The 16,911-nt window shown below is 60.2% G+C and carries 17 protein-coding genes; 3 read left to right on the top strand and 14 right to left on the bottom strand.

Annotation, left to right across the window (positions count from 1 at the left end; all coding sequences use genetic code 11):
• The 9 genes from GHO41_RS18815 to GHO41_RS18775 form a co-directional block, all read right to left on the bottom strand.
• Window positions 1-547, bottom strand: a 547-nt coding sequence (locus GHO41_RS18815; RefSeq protein WP_178126542.1) for an aromatic amino acid lyase, incomplete at its 3' end; no start/stop codon positions are given.
• The gene (locus tag GHO41_RS18810) at window positions 528-1,466 is read right to left on the bottom strand and encodes a glycosyl transferase (protein ID WP_153434329.1); all 939 of its coding nucleotides are present in this window, start codon (window positions 1,464-1,466) and stop codon (window positions 528-530) included. The genes GHO41_RS18815 and GHO41_RS18810, both read right to left, overlap by 20 nt.
• Window positions 1,463-2,197, bottom strand: coding sequence for a glycosyltransferase family 2 protein (locus tag GHO41_RS18805; RefSeq protein WP_153434328.1), 735 nt, complete (start codon window positions 2,195-2,197; stop codon window positions 1,463-1,465). Before GHO41_RS18805 ends, GHO41_RS18810 begins: the two co-directional genes overlap by 4 nt.
• Before the next feature lie 116 nt (window positions 2,198-2,313).
• Entirely contained in the window at window positions 2,314-3,984 is a 1,671-nt protein-coding gene (locus tag GHO41_RS18800) for an acyl-CoA synthetase family protein (protein WP_153434327.1), read from the bottom strand.
• Complete coding sequence (locus GHO41_RS18795) at window positions 3,981-4,526, bottom strand: hypothetical protein (protein ID WP_123751103.1); 546 nt, start codon at window positions 4,524-4,526, stop codon at window positions 3,981-3,983. The genes GHO41_RS18800 and GHO41_RS18795 overlap by 4 nt, the downstream gene beginning before the upstream one ends.
• A complete protein-coding gene (locus GHO41_RS18790; protein WP_048366676.1) occupies window positions 4,523-4,777 on the bottom strand; it encodes an acyl carrier protein in 255 nt (84 codons plus the stop codon). Before GHO41_RS18790 ends, GHO41_RS18795 begins: the two co-directional genes overlap by 4 nt.
• A gap of 9 nt (window positions 4,778-4,786) precedes the next feature.
• Window positions 4,787-5,047: a phosphopantetheine-binding protein gene (locus GHO41_RS18785; protein WP_153329379.1), complete on the bottom strand. Its 261-nt coding sequence runs from the start codon at window positions 5,045-5,047 to the stop codon at window positions 4,787-4,789.
• The gene (locus GHO41_RS18780; RefSeq protein WP_371928978.1) at window positions 5,028-5,810 is read right to left on the bottom strand and encodes a lysophospholipid acyltransferase family protein; all 783 of its coding nucleotides are present in this window, start codon (window positions 5,808-5,810) and stop codon (window positions 5,028-5,030) included. The genes GHO41_RS18785 and GHO41_RS18780 overlap by 20 nt, the downstream gene beginning before the upstream one ends.
• A complete protein-coding gene (locus GHO41_RS18775; RefSeq protein WP_371928977.1) occupies window positions 5,807-6,526 on the bottom strand; it encodes a beta-ketoacyl synthase chain length factor in 720 nt (239 codons plus the stop codon). The genes GHO41_RS18780 and GHO41_RS18775 overlap by 4 nt, the downstream gene beginning before the upstream one ends.
• A 335-nt stretch (window positions 6,527-6,861) precedes the next feature.
• Here GHO41_RS18775 and GHO41_RS18770 point away from each other — a divergent pair, with 335 nt between their 5' ends.
• Window positions 6,862-7,635: a ParA family protein gene (locus tag GHO41_RS18770; protein ID WP_153329381.1), complete on the top strand. Its 774-nt coding sequence runs from the start codon at window positions 6,862-6,864 to the stop codon at window positions 7,633-7,635.
• Here the strand turns inward: GHO41_RS18770 and trxC are convergent.
• On the bottom strand, window positions 7,632-8,072 hold the full coding sequence (trxC, locus tag GHO41_RS18765; protein WP_153434326.1) for a thioredoxin TrxC: 441 nt from the start codon (window positions 8,070-8,072) through the stop codon (window positions 7,632-7,634). The genes GHO41_RS18770 and trxC overlap by 4 nt on opposite strands.
• 262 nt (window positions 8,073-8,334) lie before the next feature.
• Between trxC and GHO41_RS18760 the strand changes: the two genes are divergently transcribed.
• Complete coding sequence (locus GHO41_RS18760; RefSeq protein WP_323368872.1) at window positions 8,335-8,736, top strand: transcriptional regulator; 402 nt, start codon at window positions 8,335-8,337, stop codon at window positions 8,734-8,736.
• Here the strand turns inward: GHO41_RS18760 and GHO41_RS18755 are convergent.
• From GHO41_RS18755 to GHO41_RS18740, 4 genes are all read right to left on the bottom strand, one after another.
• On the bottom strand, window positions 8,729-8,998 hold the full coding sequence (locus GHO41_RS18755; RefSeq protein ID WP_048366669.1) for a DUF3077 domain-containing protein: 270 nt from the start codon (window positions 8,996-8,998) through the stop codon (window positions 8,729-8,731). The two genes, GHO41_RS18760 and GHO41_RS18755, sit on opposite strands and share 8 nt — an antisense overlap.
• A 493-nt stretch (window positions 8,999-9,491) precedes the next feature.
• A complete protein-coding gene (gene selO, locus GHO41_RS18750; RefSeq protein ID WP_153434325.1) occupies window positions 9,492-10,955 on the bottom strand; it encodes a protein adenylyltransferase SelO in 1,464 nt (487 codons plus the stop codon).
• Window positions 10,956-11,074: 119 nt separating this feature from the next.
• The gene (gene mscK / locus GHO41_RS18745; RefSeq protein WP_153434324.1) at window positions 11,075-14,401 is read right to left on the bottom strand and encodes a mechanosensitive channel MscK; all 3,327 of its coding nucleotides are present in this window, start codon (window positions 14,399-14,401) and stop codon (window positions 11,075-11,077) included.
• 35 nt (window positions 14,402-14,436) lie between these two features.
• Entirely contained in the window at window positions 14,437-16,179 is a 1,743-nt protein-coding gene (locus GHO41_RS18740) for a potassium/proton antiporter (RefSeq protein WP_048366664.1), read from the bottom strand.
• A 281-nt stretch (window positions 16,180-16,460) separates the two neighbouring features.
• Between GHO41_RS18740 and GHO41_RS18735 the strand changes: the two genes are divergently transcribed.
• Complete coding sequence (locus tag GHO41_RS18735; protein ID WP_048366957.1) at window positions 16,461-16,907, top strand: hypothetical protein; 447 nt, start codon at window positions 16,461-16,463, stop codon at window positions 16,905-16,907.
• Window positions 16,908-16,911: the final 4 nt, after the last annotated feature.

Genomic DNA, 16,911 nt, shown 5'->3' with positions numbered 1-16,911 from the left:
GCACGTCAGCCGCCAGGCGGCGCTCGCCGTTGAACATGACCTCGCGCTCGCCCGACAAGGTGGCCGCCACATAAGACAACGGCGTCAGGTCACCGCTGGCGCCTACCGAGCCCTCTTCGGGGATGAGCGGCAAAATGTCGTGGGCGATAAACCCTTGCAGGCGCTCCAGCAGTTCAACGCGTACCCCGGACACCCCGTGGCACAGCGACTGCAAGCGGGCGGCCAGCACGGCGCGGGTCGCCTGGGCATCAAGCATTTTGCCCAGGCCACAGCCGTGGAAGGTGTAGAGGTGACGTGGCAGCGCTTCGACATGCTCCAGCGGCACCGCCACCACGCACGAGTCGCCGTAGCCGGTGGTCACGCCGTAAATCACGCCCTCTTTGTCGAGCAATGAATCGAGAAAACGCGCGCCTTTGGCGATGCGTTCGCGGTACTCGGCGTCGTCTTGCAAACGGATCGGCACCTGACGATTGGCCAGAGCCAGCACGTCTTCAATGCGCAATGGGGTTTGGCCGAAGGTTACTGGCTCATGCTGATGCGTCGTCATCGGTTTTCCAGAAAGGGTAAAAGTTAAACCATTGTTGCGGCGCCTCAAGGCAGTAATGCCCCAGCCGTTCGGCATAGCGCGCCGCCCACTCGGCGATCACCTGATCGCGGTCGCTGCGCCGCCATTCAATGGCCTCGGCGAAGGGTTCGATAACCACCCGATAGCGGCCTTGGTGTTTCAGGCAAAACAATAAATTGACCTGGCACTTGAGCAACCCGGCCAGCAACCACGGGCCTTGCGGGAAGGGCGCCGGGTGGCCGAGAAAGTTGACCTGCGCGGTGCGGGCGCCATGCAGCGGCACGCGGTCACCGGCAATGGCCAGCCACTCGCCGTTTTCCAGGCGTTGGCTCAATTGCAGCATGACGCCGGGGTTGAGCTCGCTAACTTGAATCAGCCGCACATGCGTGGCCCCGGCCTCGCCCAGCAAACGGTTGAAGTGCTCGGCATGGCGGGTGTGCACCAGCACGTTCAGGGTGATTTTCTCGCCCAGTTCAGCGAGGGCCCGGCACACCTCAAGGTTGCCCAAATGAGCGCCCACCAGCATTTGCCCGCGCTCACTGCGCATTTGCTCGCGCAGCCGGGCGGGGTCGATGATCTCGATGTCTTGGGTCTTGAGGCGGCCGTTCCACACGTCGAGCTTGTCGAGCAGCGCGTCGGCAAACGCCATGAACTGGCCGAACACCCGCCACGGCGTGGGGCGCAAGGCGGGCTGCCCGCTCCAGTCGGCCAGGTGCTGCTGGTAGTGCCAGATGCTGCGTCGGGCTTTGCGGCCGAAGACAAAAAAGTACAGCACGATGGCGTACAACACGGGGGCCAGCAGGCGGCGGCCGAGTACTTTGACCCCGAAGGCCGTGAGCTTCATCAGCCAAAAATTGCCCCGCTCTTTATGCTCGGCCCAATGCTGTGGTGTCTCGCTCATGCCCGCCAGCGCCTCCATAGAATGCTCGGCAAACGCACCAACATGCCGAAGAACAGCTTGGTGTGCATGGCCGAGATCAAGGCGTTGTCATGGAACAGGCGAAAGTGCGACAGGCCGTCTTGCGGGTAATGCACCTTGGTTGCCAGCCACTGCATCGGCTGATTGCGCCACGCCAGGCGCACGAGGATCTCGGGGTCGAAGTCCATGCGTTTGCCCAGCTTGACCGAGTCCAGCAGCGCCAGTGTCGGCGCCAGCGGGTACACCCGAAAGCCGCACATCGAGTCGGGAATACGCAGTGACAGGCTGTTGATCCACACCCACACATGGGTCAAGTAGCGTGCATACAAGCGGCCTTTGGGCACGCTGGCGTCGTATTGCGGGTAACCGCAGATCAGCGCCTCGGGGTTGTGCTGTGAGGCCTGGATAAAGGTCGTGACATCGCTGAGGTCGTGCTGGCCGTCGGCATCGACTTGCAGCGCATGGGTAAAGCCCAGGCGTGAGGCCTCTCGCAAACCGGCCATGACGGCGCCGCCTTTGCCTTGGTTGACGGCCAGGCGCACCAGATAGATGTGCTCGTGCCGGGCCAGCTCGGTGAGCACGGCGCTGCACGCGGGGCTGCTGGCGTCGTCGACCAGCACACAGGGCAAGCCTGCGGCCTGCAACGCCTCGACCACGGCGGGCACAGCGGTTTCATGGTTATACACCGGGATCACGGCGCAGGAGTTATGCATGACGGTCGGCCTTTGTGGGAGCGGGCTTGCTCGCGATACAGGCGCTGCGGGTTTTCTGAAGCGGCGCGTTGATGCAATCGCGAGCAAGCCCGCTCCCACAGCATTCACAGATCAACTTATCCACAGGCGGCCTCCAGCACGATACGGCCACTGGAGCAGGCGGCGTTGGCGTTGCGGTAGGCAAAATGCAATTTGCTGCGTTCGCGATCAAAGCGCAGGGTCAACTCGATTTCATCGCCGGGGCGCACCAGTTGCTGAAACTTGAGCACTTCCATGCCGGCAAAGCGGGGCGGCAGGTCGAGCAGTTGCTGGCCCAGGTTGATGGCCCAGTCCACTTGCACCACGCCGGGCAGCACCGGCGTTTTGGGGAAGTGCCCGCTAAAATACGCAAGGTCAGGCGGGATCGACAGGGTGAGTGTCCAGCCGTCATCGCCGGGCTGTTGGCTGAGCACTTCAGGCAATGTTGGCCGTGGCGCCAGCAGCAACGCATCAACCTGCGCTTGGGGCAGTTTGCCTTGGCTGGTGAGCGGCATTTGCCGCAGCAACCGCCAGCGGCGCGGCAATGCCAGCGCTTCGCAATAGGGCCCAAGGTGCAGGCGCAGGGCTTGGGTCAGGGCTCGGCGGCCGTGTTCACGCAGGGCAAACAGCCCGCTTTGGCTGAGTACCAGCAAGGCGCCCAGCGAGGCGCGGTTTTCATTGACCACGCCCAGGCGTGCTTCTGCAACCCATGGGTGGGTGCTCAAGGCCTGTTCCAGCTGTGGCAGCGAGATGCGTTTTTCTTCAAGTTTGACGATGCGGTCCAGACGCCCCAGCAGTTCAAAGCGCCCGTCGGCTTCAATGCGCGCCGCATCGGCCGTTTGCTCGACATGGCCTGCCATCAGGTACGGCGAGGCGATGCCTAGCGCGCCGTCCTCACTCTGGCTTAGATGAACCCCGGCAAACGGCTGCCACAAGGTTGGACCCTGGCGCCATGCAATGCCGCCGGTTTCTGAGCTGCCAAAAATCTCGGTAGGCCATTGGCCCAAGCGCTGCTCCAGCGCATGAGCCGCCTCGGCAGGTAATGCGCCGCCCGAAGAGAACACCCGGCGCACCTGGCTCAAGGCCGGCCAGTCGAGGTTGTCGGCCATGCGTTTGAGCAGGGCGGGGCTGGCCACCCAGGCAAATGCCGCGTGTTCGCGGCTGGCGCGCTGCATGTCTTCGGGGAACGCCAGTTGCTGGCGAGTAAAAACCCGGCCCGCACACAGCGGCCACAACACGCGGAACAACAGCCCGTAGATATGCTGCGCGGCCACGCTGGCGATGATGCACGCATCGCCCAGTTCATGGCCCCACAATTGCTCGAGGGTTTCTACCTCATTGGCCATTTGCCGCAGGCTTTTGTCGATACGCTTGGGCTCGCCGCTGGAGCCTGACGTGCACAGGCTCAGTTGGCACGCGTCCAGATCCAGCTCGGCAGGGGCCAATGGTGCGCCATACAAGGCGTGCAGCTCGGTGCTGGCGGTCAACCATAGATCGACGTGGCTGGCCCAGCGCTCACGGGTGTGGGCTTGCAGGTCTGCGGGCAATAACACGCTGACCCCGGCGCGCCAGGCGCCCAGCAGCGCGATGGCCAATTCACCCGCGTCGTCCAGGTGCACGGCCATGCGTCGCACGCCACGTTGCTGCAACCCGCCCGCCAGGCTCAGGGCCTGCGCGCAGAGAGTGTGATGGGTGAGCGTTGGTTCAACGCTGACGGTGCGACGGGCATCGCCCTCAAGCAACAGTTGCTCAAGTTTTATCCACTTCATGCCTGGCCTCTTACCTTTTGTCGTATCAGCCATTCAATGGCAAACAGCAGCCCCATCAGCCCGTAGGCGATCAAGCCGTTGTACAACGTCCACCAGCTCAGCGGCGCCCACAGTGTGAGGCTGGCCGCGATCAGGCCGTTGAGCATAAAAAACAGGCACCAGACCTGGGTGACCTGGCGCGTATAACGAATCGCGCTGTCGGGGAGTACCGGCTCACGCAGCCGGGCCAGACGCTCGACCATCGGCGGGCCGAACTTGAGGCTCAGGCCAAACAGGCTGAGCATCAGGCTGCTGATCAGTACGGGGTACCAGCGCAGCAGAGCCGGGCTGTTAAACAGCGCCAGCAGCGCACAAAACACCAGCGCGACCCCGGCGATCCACAGGCTGCCGGGGCGTCGTTCACCGGTCAGTACCCGTGCCAGCCACAGGCCGCCAAGCAGCAGCGCAAACTGCCACGGAGCAAAGTGGGCCATGCCGAAATGCACCGCAAAGGGGTACAGCAGGCCCGCCAGCAGCAGGCCCAGGCCGATCAGTCGGCTCATGCGTGCGGTTGCACCAAGTGGTAAACCGCTTCAACCACATCATTGACGGTGCGCACCGATTTGAAGGCTTCGGCGGCAATTTTTTTGCCGGTTTTGCGCTTGATGTGATCGATCAGGTCGACCGCGTCGATGCTGTCGATTTCCAGGTCCTGATACAAATTGGCCTCCAGCGTGACGCGTTCGGGTTCCAGTTCGAAGAGTTCGACCATGGCGTCGCGCAGGATGTTGAAAATGTCTTCACGGGTTTGCATGGTTCGGTCTCAGGCAGCCTGTTTGGCTGTGACAAAAGCCGCAAGGCTGGTCACGTTGGAAAAGTGGTCACGGGTGTCTTTGGCGTCGGCATCTATTTTGATGCCATATTTTTTTTGGATCGCCAGGCCTAGCTCCAGGGCATCGACCGAGTCCAGCCCCAGGCCTTCGCCAAACAGGGTTTGCTCATCGCCAATGTCGCTGATGCTGATGTCTTCAAGGCCCAGGGCGTCGATGATCAGCTGTTTGATTTCATGGTGTAGATCGCTCATCTGTGGCGAGCTCCTTAATAAAGTAGTCATGCACGAAGTCGTTAAGCAGGCGCGAAGCCTTGGGCGGCGGGCCTGCTGCTGCAAAGGCATTTGGATCTATATCGGCCCCGACACAAAAACTGAAGTGCACGCGGCGTTTGGGGATGCGGTACCACGGCTCGGCTTTGGTCAGCGTGGTGGGGCTGACCTTGATTACCACTGGGGTCAGGATTTTCGCACCGCGCAAGGCGATGGCGGCGGCCCCCCGATGAAAGGCCGGCATGTGGCCTGGCGGGGTGCGGGTGCCCTCCGGGAAGATAATCAGCGTCTGGCCTTGTTGCAGGGCCTCTGCGGCCTTGTCGAGCATGTCAATGCTGCCGTCATTGCTGATGTATTGCGTGGCGCGTACGGGGCTGCGGGTGAACGGGTTTTGCCAAAGGCTTTGCTTAACCACGCAATTGGCGTTGCGCACCAGCCCGATCAGAAACACCACATCAATCAGCGAGGGATGGTTGGCAATGATCATTTGGCCGGGGCGCCCGAGGCGCTCGGCACCTTGCACGTCATAGGTCAGTACGCCCAGGCGGGTCATAAAGCGGATAAACAGCCAGAACAGTCGGCTGACGGTGTAACGCGCGCGCTCGCGCTGGCGCAGGGCGTCGCCTGGCAAGCAACTGAGCAGCGGGAAAATGACCAGCCGCAGGCACAGGCACCCAAACCCGAACAGCACGAAGCTGATGGCGGTGGCCAGCAGGCGCCAGTAGTAAGCATTAGCGGTTTTCACGACGTACGTTGCCACTGCCAGAGCCGGTTTTGCCAGGCGTGTTGAAACGACGTCTGGCCGCTGAGCAGGTGCTGTAACAATTGCAATGCATGAGGCCACGGGGCTTGGGCGATATCAGCAGGCCGGGTGGACAACGACAGGTGCCACTGCTCACCGGGTGTCAGCAGCAGGCCCACTGCATAGGCAAAGGGCACGTCGTCAACCCAGGGCCGGTAAGCCTCGGGCGGTTGTTCTTCAGTGATCACCAGCAGCACGGCGGGCGCGCCGTCATTAAGCAGCGCACAGGCTTCGATCAGGCCATGTTCGAGGCCATCACCGGCCGCCGCGAGGGCAGTCATTTCGCTGGTTTCGCCGCGCATGATCGACCACAGGCCAATGACCGCGTTGTGCACCGAGAGGCTGAACTGGGTGGGTGACAAGGGCTGCCTGGCTGCGAGCTCGTTCAGCAGGTCGAAGGTGCGCGGGGTTTCGCCGTGGCGCGAAACAAACACCAGTGGCAGCGCCTCATGACCTTCAGCCAAGGGCCAGCCGACACTGAATGCCATGCGTGCCAGGCGACTGAGGCGGCGGCGTTGCATGGCCGGTAAAAACGACACGTCGGGGCTGGCATCGCTGGCGGCGATAACGTGGGGGTGCTGGCTCCAGGCCTGCCAATCGGCCACGCTGTCGAGGCCCGGAGCCCAGGCTCGCCAAGCGGCAATATTGAAGTTAATCACTGGAGGTTCATCCCGCCCTTGCGGGCTTCCTTGATGCGAAGGTAGGCAGCGGTCAATGCGGCACTAGTAACAAAGTGCCGCATTATCCCGGTGCTGTTGGTTCGTAGCAAATATCGCTTACATTTTTGTGCCAGTTTTTTTGGCTTATCGGACGAAATAGCTATCTTTTTGTAATCGCTAAACTATGGGCGCCTGTATGACTTTGAAAAAAGAGGTCTGTTCCGGCGTATATAGGGATAAATCTGCCTTGGTTGAAGCTCTTTTCTCTGCGAGGTAGCGAAGTTGTTCTCAGGGCATCTACACTCGGGCACTTATTGATACACGGAGGTTTTGAAATGCGTCGCGTGGTGTTCAACCAAAAAGGTGGTGTGGGCAAGTCCAGCATCGCTTGTAACCTGGCGGCCGTCAGTGCCAGCGAGGGGTATCGCACTCTGTTGGTCGATCTGGATGCTCAGGCCAACTCCACTCAATACCTCACCGGGCTGACAGGTGATGACATCCCGATGGGTATCGCCGAGTTCTTCAAGCAAAGCCTGTCTGCGGGCGTGGGGTCGAAGAAGAATCGGGTCGATATTTACGAAACACCGTTCGACAACCTGCACATCATAACCGCCACGCCCGAACTGGCAGACTTGCAGCCCAAGCTTGAGGCCAAGCACAAGATCAACAAGCTCAAAAAGCTGCTGGATGACTTGGCTGAAGACTACGACCGCATTTACATCGATACACCGCCCGCGCTGAACTTTTATGCGGTATCGGCATTGATTGCCTGCGATCGTGTATTGATCCCCTTCGACTGCGACAGCTTTTCGCGTCAGGCGTTGTACGGCCTGCTGAGCGAAATTGAAGAGCTGAAAGAGGACCACAACGAAGACCTGCTGGTTGAAGGCATTGTGGTCAACCAGTTCCAGGCTCGCGCCAGCCTGCCGCAGCAAATGCTCGATGAGTTGATTGCCGAAGGCCTGCCCGTGCTGCCGGTGTACCTCACCAGCTCAGTCAAAATGCGCGAGTCGCATCAGGCCAGCCAGCCCTTGGTGTATTTAGAACCACGGCACAAGCTGACCCTGCAATTTGTTGAACTACACGATCACCTGGAACGAAACGCTTAAGCCCGCACGCCGTGGCTTTGCAGCCAGGCCTTGAGCTGTTGCAACGGGAAGGCGCCGCTTTGACGGGCGACTTCCTGGCCGTTTTTGTACAGGATCAGGCTCGGAATCGAGCGAATGCCCAGTTGCGCTGACAGTTGCTGGTTGGCATCGCTGTCGAGCTTGGCCAACCGGCACACACCCACCAATTGGCTGGCCGCCTGTTCAAACACCGGCGCAAAGGCCTTGCACGGCCCACACCAGTCCGCCCATACATCCACCAGCAGTGGCAGGTCGCCTTTGATCTGGCTGGCGTAATCGGTTTGTTTCAGATCGAAAGGCTTGGCGATCAGCACCTCATTCTTACAGCGCCCACACTTGGGGTGCTCGCCCACGCGCGCGGCGGGGATACGGTTAAGGCCGTTGCAGTGAGGGCAGGGGATAAGCAGCGGGTCGGTCATTTCAAATACTCCGGAAATTGCTGTGGCGCGCTCCTGCAAAAATGAGCACGTCGCGTAGAGGTGCAGTTCAGCAGATGTTGCCCCCGCCCGCCACTGGCTGTGACGTATCTGCTCACAATGTGCCTGCGCCGCCTTGAGCCCTTGAATCTAGGCTGTTGGAACCCGCCTGATGAGACACCGTCGGTCAGATGCCGAATATCGCGCTTTGCGATATGGTGCGCCCAGTTTAGCCTGCTTAACGGATGTAATAAGGAGTAAACCTGTGAGTTCACTGATTGAACAGGCTGCCCAGCATTGGCCGTTCGTTTCGCCACTGTTGCGAAAACCTAAAAATGAAGCGGATTACGACCAGTTGGTCGAAGCCCTTGATGAACTGACCGACCGCATTGGCGACGATGAAAGCCATCCGCTCATGAGCCTGGTAGACATCATCGGTGATTGGGTCGAAGCCTATGACCTTGAGCATCGGCCGATGCCCAAGGTCAGTGGTGTAGATGTGTTGCGCTCAGTGATGCAAGAGCATGGGCTGAACCAGAGTGATCTGCCGGGCGTGGGCACGCAGTCGGTGGTATCCGAAATCCTCAGCGGCAAGCGTCAGCTTAACGTGCGCCAAATTCGCTGGCTGGCAGATCACTTTAAAGTGCCGGTAGAGATGTTTATTTGAGGGTGTCGGCCTGCAATACGCTGTCCAGCGTGGCATCCACCAGGCCTTTGCTCATTTCCACCAGTTGCAAGCTGGCAAACGTCAGGCTGTGGCTGGTTTGAGGGCTGGCGACCTGGCTTTCGGCACACAGAACCGTGGCGCTGCTGAGTAACTGGGCTGCCAGTTCCAGCGCGAGTTTGATGGGGATACCGGCGTTAACGCTGAACAGGCAATCGCCGGTCAGGCTGTGGCCGAAAGGGGTTTGATGAGTGATCAGGGGCATGGGTTAACTCCACTATGAGATTGGAGTTGCCACATATCGCCGTCAAACGAAGGGTGGCAACTGTGTGCAGGTTGACGGACCGGTCATAGTGGAACCCGGCGCACCCAAGGATGCCCCACACACAGTCGCCATAACAATCATTCGGGCACGAAAGTGCGCGAACGAATTTCTAGACTATGCGTTCCACTATGAAGAGCCCGACCGTCAAACCGGATCACGAATGTGTCGTGACGTCGGCGAGGATAGGGGCTGGCGCACAGAGGGTCAATCGGTTGGCAGGTAGTCCGCTTCCCTGGCTTCAGACGAATACGTCTGTCATAGCGGGTACCCTTCACTGCTATGGGATGTAGGCACGCCACAGGTCTCGCGACTACAAGAAGAGTAAGTGTTGCCCGCTCATACGCCATATATCTGTAGGAGCGAGCTTGCCTCGCGATCTTTTAAAGATCAAAAGATCGCGAGACAAGCTCGCTCCTACACGGTTGTGGGCGTTTTAAGAGGAGCAGCTGATCTCTAGGTGCTTGCCCCACTCGGGTGGGCGTTCGGCGTAGGGTTGCATGCCCGGTTGTTCGGTGAACGGTTGGGTCAGGACGCTGTGCAAGCGCCGTACTTCGCTGTAATCACCGGCCTCGGCAGCGTCGATGGCTTTTTGTGCCAGGTAGTTGCGCAGGATGTACAGCGGGTTGACCGCGTGCATGCGTTCACGGCGTTGCTGTTGGTCTGGCTCGCCGTCGCGGGCCACGCGGGCGAGGTATTGCGCGGCCCATTCGTCAAACCCCTTGAGGTCGATAAAGTCGTCGCGCAGGCGGGCAACCGCATGTTCTGCCGGTTCGTCGCCCAGGCGACGGAAGAACAGGGTGTAGTCGATGGCGCTGCCTTGCATGCGTTGCAACAGGTCTTCGATCAGTTTTTGATCACCGTCTTCGGCGGTGGTCAGGCCCAGGCGGCGGCGCATCAGGTCGAGGTAGTGCGTCTGGTACAGCGGCAAGAACAAGCCCAATGTTTCACGCAGGGCGTCAACGCTGATAAACGGTGTCAGTGCCTGGGCCAGGGCGCTGAGGTTCCATTGGCCAATGGGCACCTGGTTGCTGAAGGAGTAGCGCCCCTGGTGGTCGGAGTGGTTGCAGATGAACTGCGCGTCGAAGTCGTCAAGAAAGGCGAACGGGCCGAAGTCGAAGGTAATGCCCAGGATCGACATGTTGTCGGTGTTCATCACGCCGTGACAAAACCCGTAGGCCTGCCATTTGGCGATCAGTTCAGCGTTGCGCTCGACGATTTCGCGGAACATCGCCAGATGGGGCTCCGGCTGCTCCAGGCATTCAGGGTAGTGCAGGGCCAGCACGTGGTCGGCCAGTTGCTTTTGTTGTTCCGGGCGTTTGGTGTAGTAGAAGTACTCAAAGTGCCCGAAGCGGATATGGCTGTGCGCCAGGCGCAGCACCATGGCGCCGCGTTCTTGTTTTTCACGCCACACCGGGGTGTCGGAGCCGATCACGCACAGGGCGCGACTGGTGGGAATACCCAGCGCGTGCAGGGCTTCGCTGGCGAGAAACTCGCGGATCGACGAACGCAGCACCGCACGGCCATCGCCCATGCGCGAGTAGGGCGTCATGCCGGCGCCTTTGAGGTGCAGGTCCCAATGCTCGCCCGCCTGGTTGTAGACCTCGCCCAACAACAGCCCGCGGCCATCGCCCAGTTGCGGGTTGTACGAGCCGAACTGGTGGCCGGAATAGATCATCGCCCGTGGCTCGGCATCGGCCCATAAGGTATGGCCGCCAAACAATTGGGCAAACACCGGGTCGTGGGCCACGGCCGGGTCCAGGTCGAGCAAGGCCATTGCCGCATCGCTGGCGACCACCAGCCGTGGTGCGTCGAGCGGGTCGGGCAGCACGTGGGTTGAAAACGCGTCACCCAGGCGGGCGAAACGGTTGTCAAAGGTCAGTTCGTCGAGGGCTTTCAATGGCCGTCTCCAGCAAAATGTGAGGGTAAACACCCTGTGTAGGAGCGAGCTCGCCTCGCGATCTTTTAAAGATCAAAAGATCGCGAGGCGAGCTCGCTTACAGACGTTTAGGCGTCCTGTTAGTCGGGCTTACCCGGCAGGGGCTTTTGTTCCGGCGTTGGCAGGTCCATGGGCACCAGTTTGTATTCCTGGTTGCTGGTGTTCTTGAGGTACACCTCCATCTGCTGGAACGAGATGTTGATGTTGTGTGCCTTGAACTCGCGGTTGATAAAGCGGTTCACTTCGTCGATCACCGGGTTGCGGTCGCCCAGGTCACGCACGTGCATGCGCAGTTCGTGGTCCAGCGTGCTCTGCCCGAAGCTCAAGAAGTACACATGCGGCTCGGGCTCTTTGAGCACGCGGGGGTTTTCTTGCGCGGCCTTGAGCAGCAGGCTCTTGACTAGGTCCAGGTCAGAGCCGTAATCAACGCCCAGCTTGAGGGTCACGCGGGTGATGGTGTCGGTCAGCGACCAGTTGATCAGTTGCCCTGTGATAAAGGTCTTGTTCGGGACAATGATGTCTTTGCGGTCGAAGTCGGTGATGGTGGTCGCGCGGATGCGGATCTTGCTCACGGTACCCGACAGGTTGCCGATGGTGATGGTGTCGCCAATGCGCACCGGGCGCTCGAAGAGGATCATGATGCCGGAGATAAAGTTGGCGAAGATCTCCTGCATCCCGAAGCCCAGGCCCACCGAGAGGGCCGCCACCAGCCATTGCAGTTTGTCCCAGCTCACGCCCAGGGTTGAGAGCGTGGCGACAAAGCCGACGCCGATGATCACGTAGGTCAGCAGCGTGGTGGTGGCGTAGGCGCTGCCTTGCGCCAGGTCGAGCCGTGACAGCACCAGCACTTCCAGCAAACCGGGCAGGTTGCGCGCCAGGGCAATGCTGATGCCGACGATGATCAACGCGCCCAGCACGTCACCAATGCTGATGGGCACCATGCTCATGTTGGCGCCGGTACCGCTGGTGTATTCGTACAGGGTGATGTTATCGAGGTAGGAAAAGACCGAAATCAAGTCGGCCCAGACCCAATACAGCACCCCGATAAAGGCCGCGAGCAAGGCCAGACGAATCAGGCGCAGCGATTGCTGGTTGACCTGTTCGATGTCCAGTGTCGGTTCTTCAACGATGGCGTCGTTGCCTTCCCCGGCTTCCTTGGCCGCCTGGCGCTTGGCCAAAGCCCGCTGGTAGGCCAGCCGCCGCGCCGCGACCGAGAGGCCGCGCACAAAGGTGGCTTCAACCACCAGCCAGAGCATCAGCAGGTACAGGGTGTTAATAAGTCGGTCGCTGAGTTTGAGCGCGGTGTAGTAGTAGCCAAAACACACTGCCACAAACAGTGCGAGGGGCAGCAGGGCGAACGCGAAACCAAGCAGCTTGCGCACGCGGTAGGCTTTTTTCTCGGTCTGGTCGTTGAGGATCAGGCGGCACAGCAGCCACGCCATGGTGGCGTAGCACGTCAACACCACGAGGATACCCAGCACGTCGTCGGCCAGCGCCGCCGGTTGCTGTTCGGCAAAGGCGACCACGGCCACCAGTGCCAGCACCACCAGGCCGAGTCTGCGGATCCAGTTTTGCAGGAAGGCAACCAGCGGTTTCTCCCAGCGGAAATGCAGTTCAGCCACGCCGCCCGGCGCCAGAATCCGGTAGGCGGTATAGAACACCAGCCAGGCTTCGGCCATTTGCATCAAGGCCGCGCCGGTGTTGGCGTTCATGCCGCGGGCATCGGTTTGCAAGGCGTACCCGCACAGGGCCAGGGCCAGAGAAACCGGCATCGCCAGCAAGATGTTGATGAGGATGGCCAGCGGCGTGTGCCATTGGCTGTCGCGCTTGAAGTGGCCAATGTCCTTATGGATATCGTTGAGCTTGTTGTACAGGTAGCGGCGCTTCCACAGCAGGGCGATCATCACCAGCACAAACGGCAAAAACAGCAGCGGCCGCTGGATCAGGCCTTCTGCCAGTTCGGTGACGCTGGAGCCCCACGGCAGGGTGACGAGTTGTTGCTTGAGGTGGCGCGGGGCCGACTCCAGCCAGTCCAGATCCAGCGGCTTGTTGCTGGGGATCCAGAACATCTGCTCATCCAGCGTCGCCCGCAGGCCCTGCGCGGTGCTGAGCAGCTGCTTTTGGTTCAGTTGCAGGTTGATCGACTCGCTGAGCAGCGAGCTGAGTTCGCGGTTCAAGCGGTCCAGCAGGTCGCTGCGGGTGTTGACCAGTTCGAGCAGGGTTTTGCGCAGTTGCGGCGTCACCTGGTCAGCGGGCTGGGTCGACAGCAAGTTATCAACATAGGCAATCGGGTTGCTGATCAGCTCGCGCTGTTGGTTGATCTCAAATTGGTACAAGCGGATATCGGCGATTTCATCGGCCAAATTCTTGTCCATCTTTTGCAGGCGCGGTAGCGCTTGTTTCTGCTGGTAGAGGATCTTGGACAGCAGCAAACTGCCCCGCAGAACGTTGATTTGCTCATCCAGCGCCTGATCACTTTGGGTGACGTTGTCCAGCTGCTGCTTGGTTTCAAGGTTCTGCTGGGTGACCACGTTGAGGCGGTCGGTGCTGCGTAACAGGTAATCGGAGAGCCGCAGGTTGGTTGCGCTTTCGGTCGCCAGCAAGCTGCTGCTACCAGATTTTTGCGCCTCAATCGATTGTTCGGTCACGGTCTGTTGCGACTGGGCCAGACGCTTCTTGTTGATCAGGGTCTGCAGGTCCTGGATTTCCTGATCCTGGCGCGTGGTTTTTTCCAGCAGCAGGTCGTGCTGGCTGCCGCTCAGGTCTTGCAGTTGGCTGTTGCCGGCCAGCTCCTGACGGCGCAGCGCGATCAACGCGGTGAGCGCTGCCGATTCGGCACTGAGCTGGTTGCGTTGATCGGTGGTGAGCACTTTGCCGTTGTCGCGGCCGACTTTGAGGATGTTGCCGATCTGCTGAATGCGGGTCTGGCTGTTGCTGATTTCGGCCTGAGCGCGCTCGGGGCGGGTCTGGGCGGCGATGCTCTGGGTGTTGGCGCTGGCCAGGGCTTTTTGCAGCTCACCTTGCTCGGTGGTGCGGTCGGCGAGCATTTGCTCCAGTTGCTGCACTGACAGCGTGGCGTAGCGCTGTTCGATGGGCACCACTTTGCTGGCCTTGAGGCGGGCCAGTTCGCGCTGGTTATCGATGGTTTGGCGCGGGGCACTGTGGAGCTGGTCTTTGACCTCGATCAGGCGCTGTTCGTAGTCGCTTTTGTTGGCCAGAAAGCTCAAGGTCTGCTCGAGCACCGTCTGCAAGGCTTTCTGGTCGGCGTCGGGCAGTTTGCGGTCGGCTATTTTGTCCAGGCTTAGCTGCACGGCCTCGGCCGAAGGCGGGTCACCCGCGTAAACCGGGCCAACGGAAAGGCTCAGGCCGAGCAGGACTGTTGCGAATAACGTGCGCAGAGTTGGCATAGAATCCGGTCAAGCAAGCGTAGGAAATTTGGAGTTTAGAGGAACAACCCCGGTCCCGGGGCACTTCCTTCGGGGAATCTGACGCCCACTTTGCCTATCTTGTTCCCGTCCATGACCGCGACGGTCCAGATGGTGTTGTTCCACTCGACCTGGTCGCCGACAACCGGCGCGCCGCCGACTTTTTGCGCAATAAAGCTGCTGAGCGGAGTGTCCGGGCTGATGCCATCGAGCTTCAGGCCGTAAAGTGCCGAGACGGCGCCCAACTGGGCATCGCCTTCGAGTACAAAGTCGCCGAAAAAGCGCAGGTCCAGCCCGCGAGTTGGTGGCTGGCTGAACAGTTTGCCCAAGGCTGGCAAGTTGTGCTCATGGCCGATCACACAGAGCAAATCGCCGATTTCCAGCGTGGTGCTACCCGACGGGTGGAGCAACGTCTGGTCGCGGAACAAGGCGGCGATACGCGTGCCTTCGGGCATTTTCAGTTCGCGCAGAGCCGCGCCGATGCACCAGTTTTGTGCGTCCAGCCGATAAACGAACAGCTCCCACTCGCTGGTCACATGTACTTCCAGGGCCGAGCGAGAGATAGGCGCGAGGTCTGGCGGTACGGTGACCTTGAGCAGCTTGGCGACCCACGGCAGGCTTGTGCCCTGCACCAAAAGGGATACCAGCACGATAAAGAAGGCGAGGTTGAAATACAGCTGCGCGTTCGGCAATCCCGCCATCAGCGGGAACACCGCCAGAATGATCGGCACCGCGCCGCGCAGGCCGACCCACGAAATAAAGGCTTTTTCGCGCCCGTGGAAGGCCTTGAAGGGCAGCAGGCCGACGAATACCGACAGCGGGCGGGCGAACAGAATCATCCACAGGGCCAGAAGCAGCGCGGGCACCGCGATAGGCAGCAGGTCGTGTGGCGTGACCAGTAAGCCCAGCACCAGGAACATGCCTATTTGCGCCAGCCAGGCCATGCCGTCAAGCATGTGCAAAATGCCGTGGCGGCTGCGGATCGGGCTGTTGCCCAGCACCAGACCGCACAGGTAAACCGCCAAAAAGCCGCTGCCGTGCAGGGCGTTGGTCAAGGCAAACACCACCAGCCCACCAGCGATCACCAGAATCGGGTACAGGCCGTTGGCCAAGTGGATACGGTTAACCATTTGCAGCATCAGCCAGCCACCGGCCAGGCCGACAATGGCGCCGATGCCGAACTCGCGCAGCAAATCCAGGAGCAGGCTGGCATGCAGCGTAGTTTCGCCGCTGGCAAGCATGTCGATCAGGGTGACGGTGAGGAACACCGCCATCGGGTCGTTGCTCCCGGATTCGATCTCAAGGCTGGCCGAGACCCGTTCGTTCAAGCCCTTGCCGCCCAGCAGCGAGAACACCGCCGCAGCATCGGTGGAGCCGACAATCGCGCCGATCAACAGGCCCTGAATCAAATTGAGGTTAAACAGCCAGGCCGCCACCAGGCCGGTCAGCCCGGTGGTGATCATCACCCCCACGGTGGCCAGCGAGAGGGCAGGCCATAACGCCACGCGGAAACTGGAGACCCGCGTGCGCAAGCCGCCGTCGAGCAAAATCACCGCCAGGGCGAGGTTGCCCACCAGATAGGCGGTAGGGTAGTTGTCAAAAATAATACCGCCGCCATCGACACCGGCGGCCATGCCCACGGCCAGGATAATCACCAGAATCGGGATGCCCAGGCGTGAAGATAAAGAACTGACCAGAATACTTGCGCCTACCAGCAACGCGCCGATCAAGAACAGGCTGTTGATGGTCGTCGCATTCAAAGGCAGTACTCCATAAAAAACAGAAAAGACAGGGCGTACCCATGCAGGCTACGTGCCAGCGATTCTAACCTGCGTTATTGGCGCGCTGTCAAAAAGCTTTTCAGGGTTGCTTGGCCGTGGATGAAACACGTGCTGCGAAGTGTTCTGTAGTCCATTGCCGCCTTGTCTCTGTTGAGTGACGGAGGAAATGGCTTTTTCTTACAAGAGAAATGGAGCTGGCCTGCATTTTATTGTTAGGCAAATTGTGTCTACTCACGGCTCTGTTTAGCCATGGACACGTCATGAAGCCCACAATTGCGACTGATGACAGGCCCGGTGCGTTGTACACCGTGGCAATTCCGCACTTCCTGCTGCTGTATGTACTGACATGCGGTTGTTACTTGTTCTATTGGTCTTACCGCAACTGGGCCTTTTACAAAGCCCACTCCGGCGCTGCGATTACACCGGTGATACGCGGCCTGCTCTGGCCTTTTTTTGTCCTCGAGCTGTTCGACAAAGTCCAAAACGCTCTGGACAGAGCGCAGCAACCTCATCGCTGGTACCCCGAAAGCCGGGCGTTATTGATCATGCTGCTGGTGATGCTCTCGGTGCTGCTGTTCACCTTCCCTGATCGGCCGTTGGGCATGGTGTGCGTCTATGTGGCCGAGGCTGTTTTGATTGCCATTAGCGGCTATCTGTTTATGGGGGCTCAGCGGGCGATCAATTTGTTGAGTGGCGATACGCAGTAGCTGT

Origin of the sequence: Pseudomonas sp. FSL R10-0399, from assembly GCF_009600165.1 — a bacterium.
In the GTDB taxonomy this organism is placed as follows: domain Bacteria; phylum Pseudomonadota; class Gammaproteobacteria; order Pseudomonadales; family Pseudomonadaceae; genus Aquipseudomonas; species Aquipseudomonas helleri.
The sequence above is the reverse complement of the archived record's forward strand: the minus strand, read 5'-3'. Positions and strand labels throughout refer to the sequence as shown.

Coding starts and splice junctions, on each gene's coding strand:
- GHO41_RS18810 (WP_153434329.1), bottom strand. CDS start 1,466: ATGAGCGAGACACCACAGCATTGGGCCGAGCATAAAGAGCGGGGCAAT.
- GHO41_RS18805 (WP_153434328.1), bottom strand. CDS start 2,197: ATGCATAACTCCTGCGCCGTGATCCCGGTGTATAACCATGAAACCGCT.
- GHO41_RS18800 (WP_153434327.1), bottom strand. CDS start 3,984: ATGAAGTGGATAAAACTTGAGCAACTGTTGCTTGAGGGCGATGCCCGT.
- GHO41_RS18795 (WP_123751103.1), bottom strand. CDS start 4,526: ATGAGCCGACTGATCGGCCTGGGCCTGCTGCTGGCGGGCCTGCTGTAC.
- GHO41_RS18790 (WP_048366676.1), bottom strand. CDS start 4,777: ATGCAAACCCGTGAAGACATTTTCAACATCCTGCGCGACGCCATGGTC.
- GHO41_RS18785 (WP_153329379.1), bottom strand. CDS start 5,047: ATGAGCGATCTACACCATGAAATCAAACAGCTGATCATCGACGCCCTG.
- GHO41_RS18770 (WP_153329381.1), top strand. CDS start 6,862: ATGCGTCGCGTGGTGTTCAACCAAAAAGGTGGTGTGGGCAAGTCCAGC.
- trxC (WP_153434326.1), bottom strand. CDS start 8,072: ATGACCGACCCGCTGCTTATCCCCTGCCCTCACTGCAACGGCCTTAAC.
- GHO41_RS18755 (WP_048366669.1), bottom strand. CDS start 8,998: ATGCCCCTGATCACTCATCAAACCCCTTTCGGCCACAGCCTGACCGGC.
- mscK (WP_153434324.1), bottom strand. CDS start 14,401: ATGCCAACTCTGCGCACGTTATTCGCAACAGTCCTGCTCGGCCTGAGC.
- GHO41_RS18735 (WP_048366957.1), top strand. CDS start 16,461: ATGAAGCCCACAATTGCGACTGATGACAGGCCCGGTGCGTTGTACACC.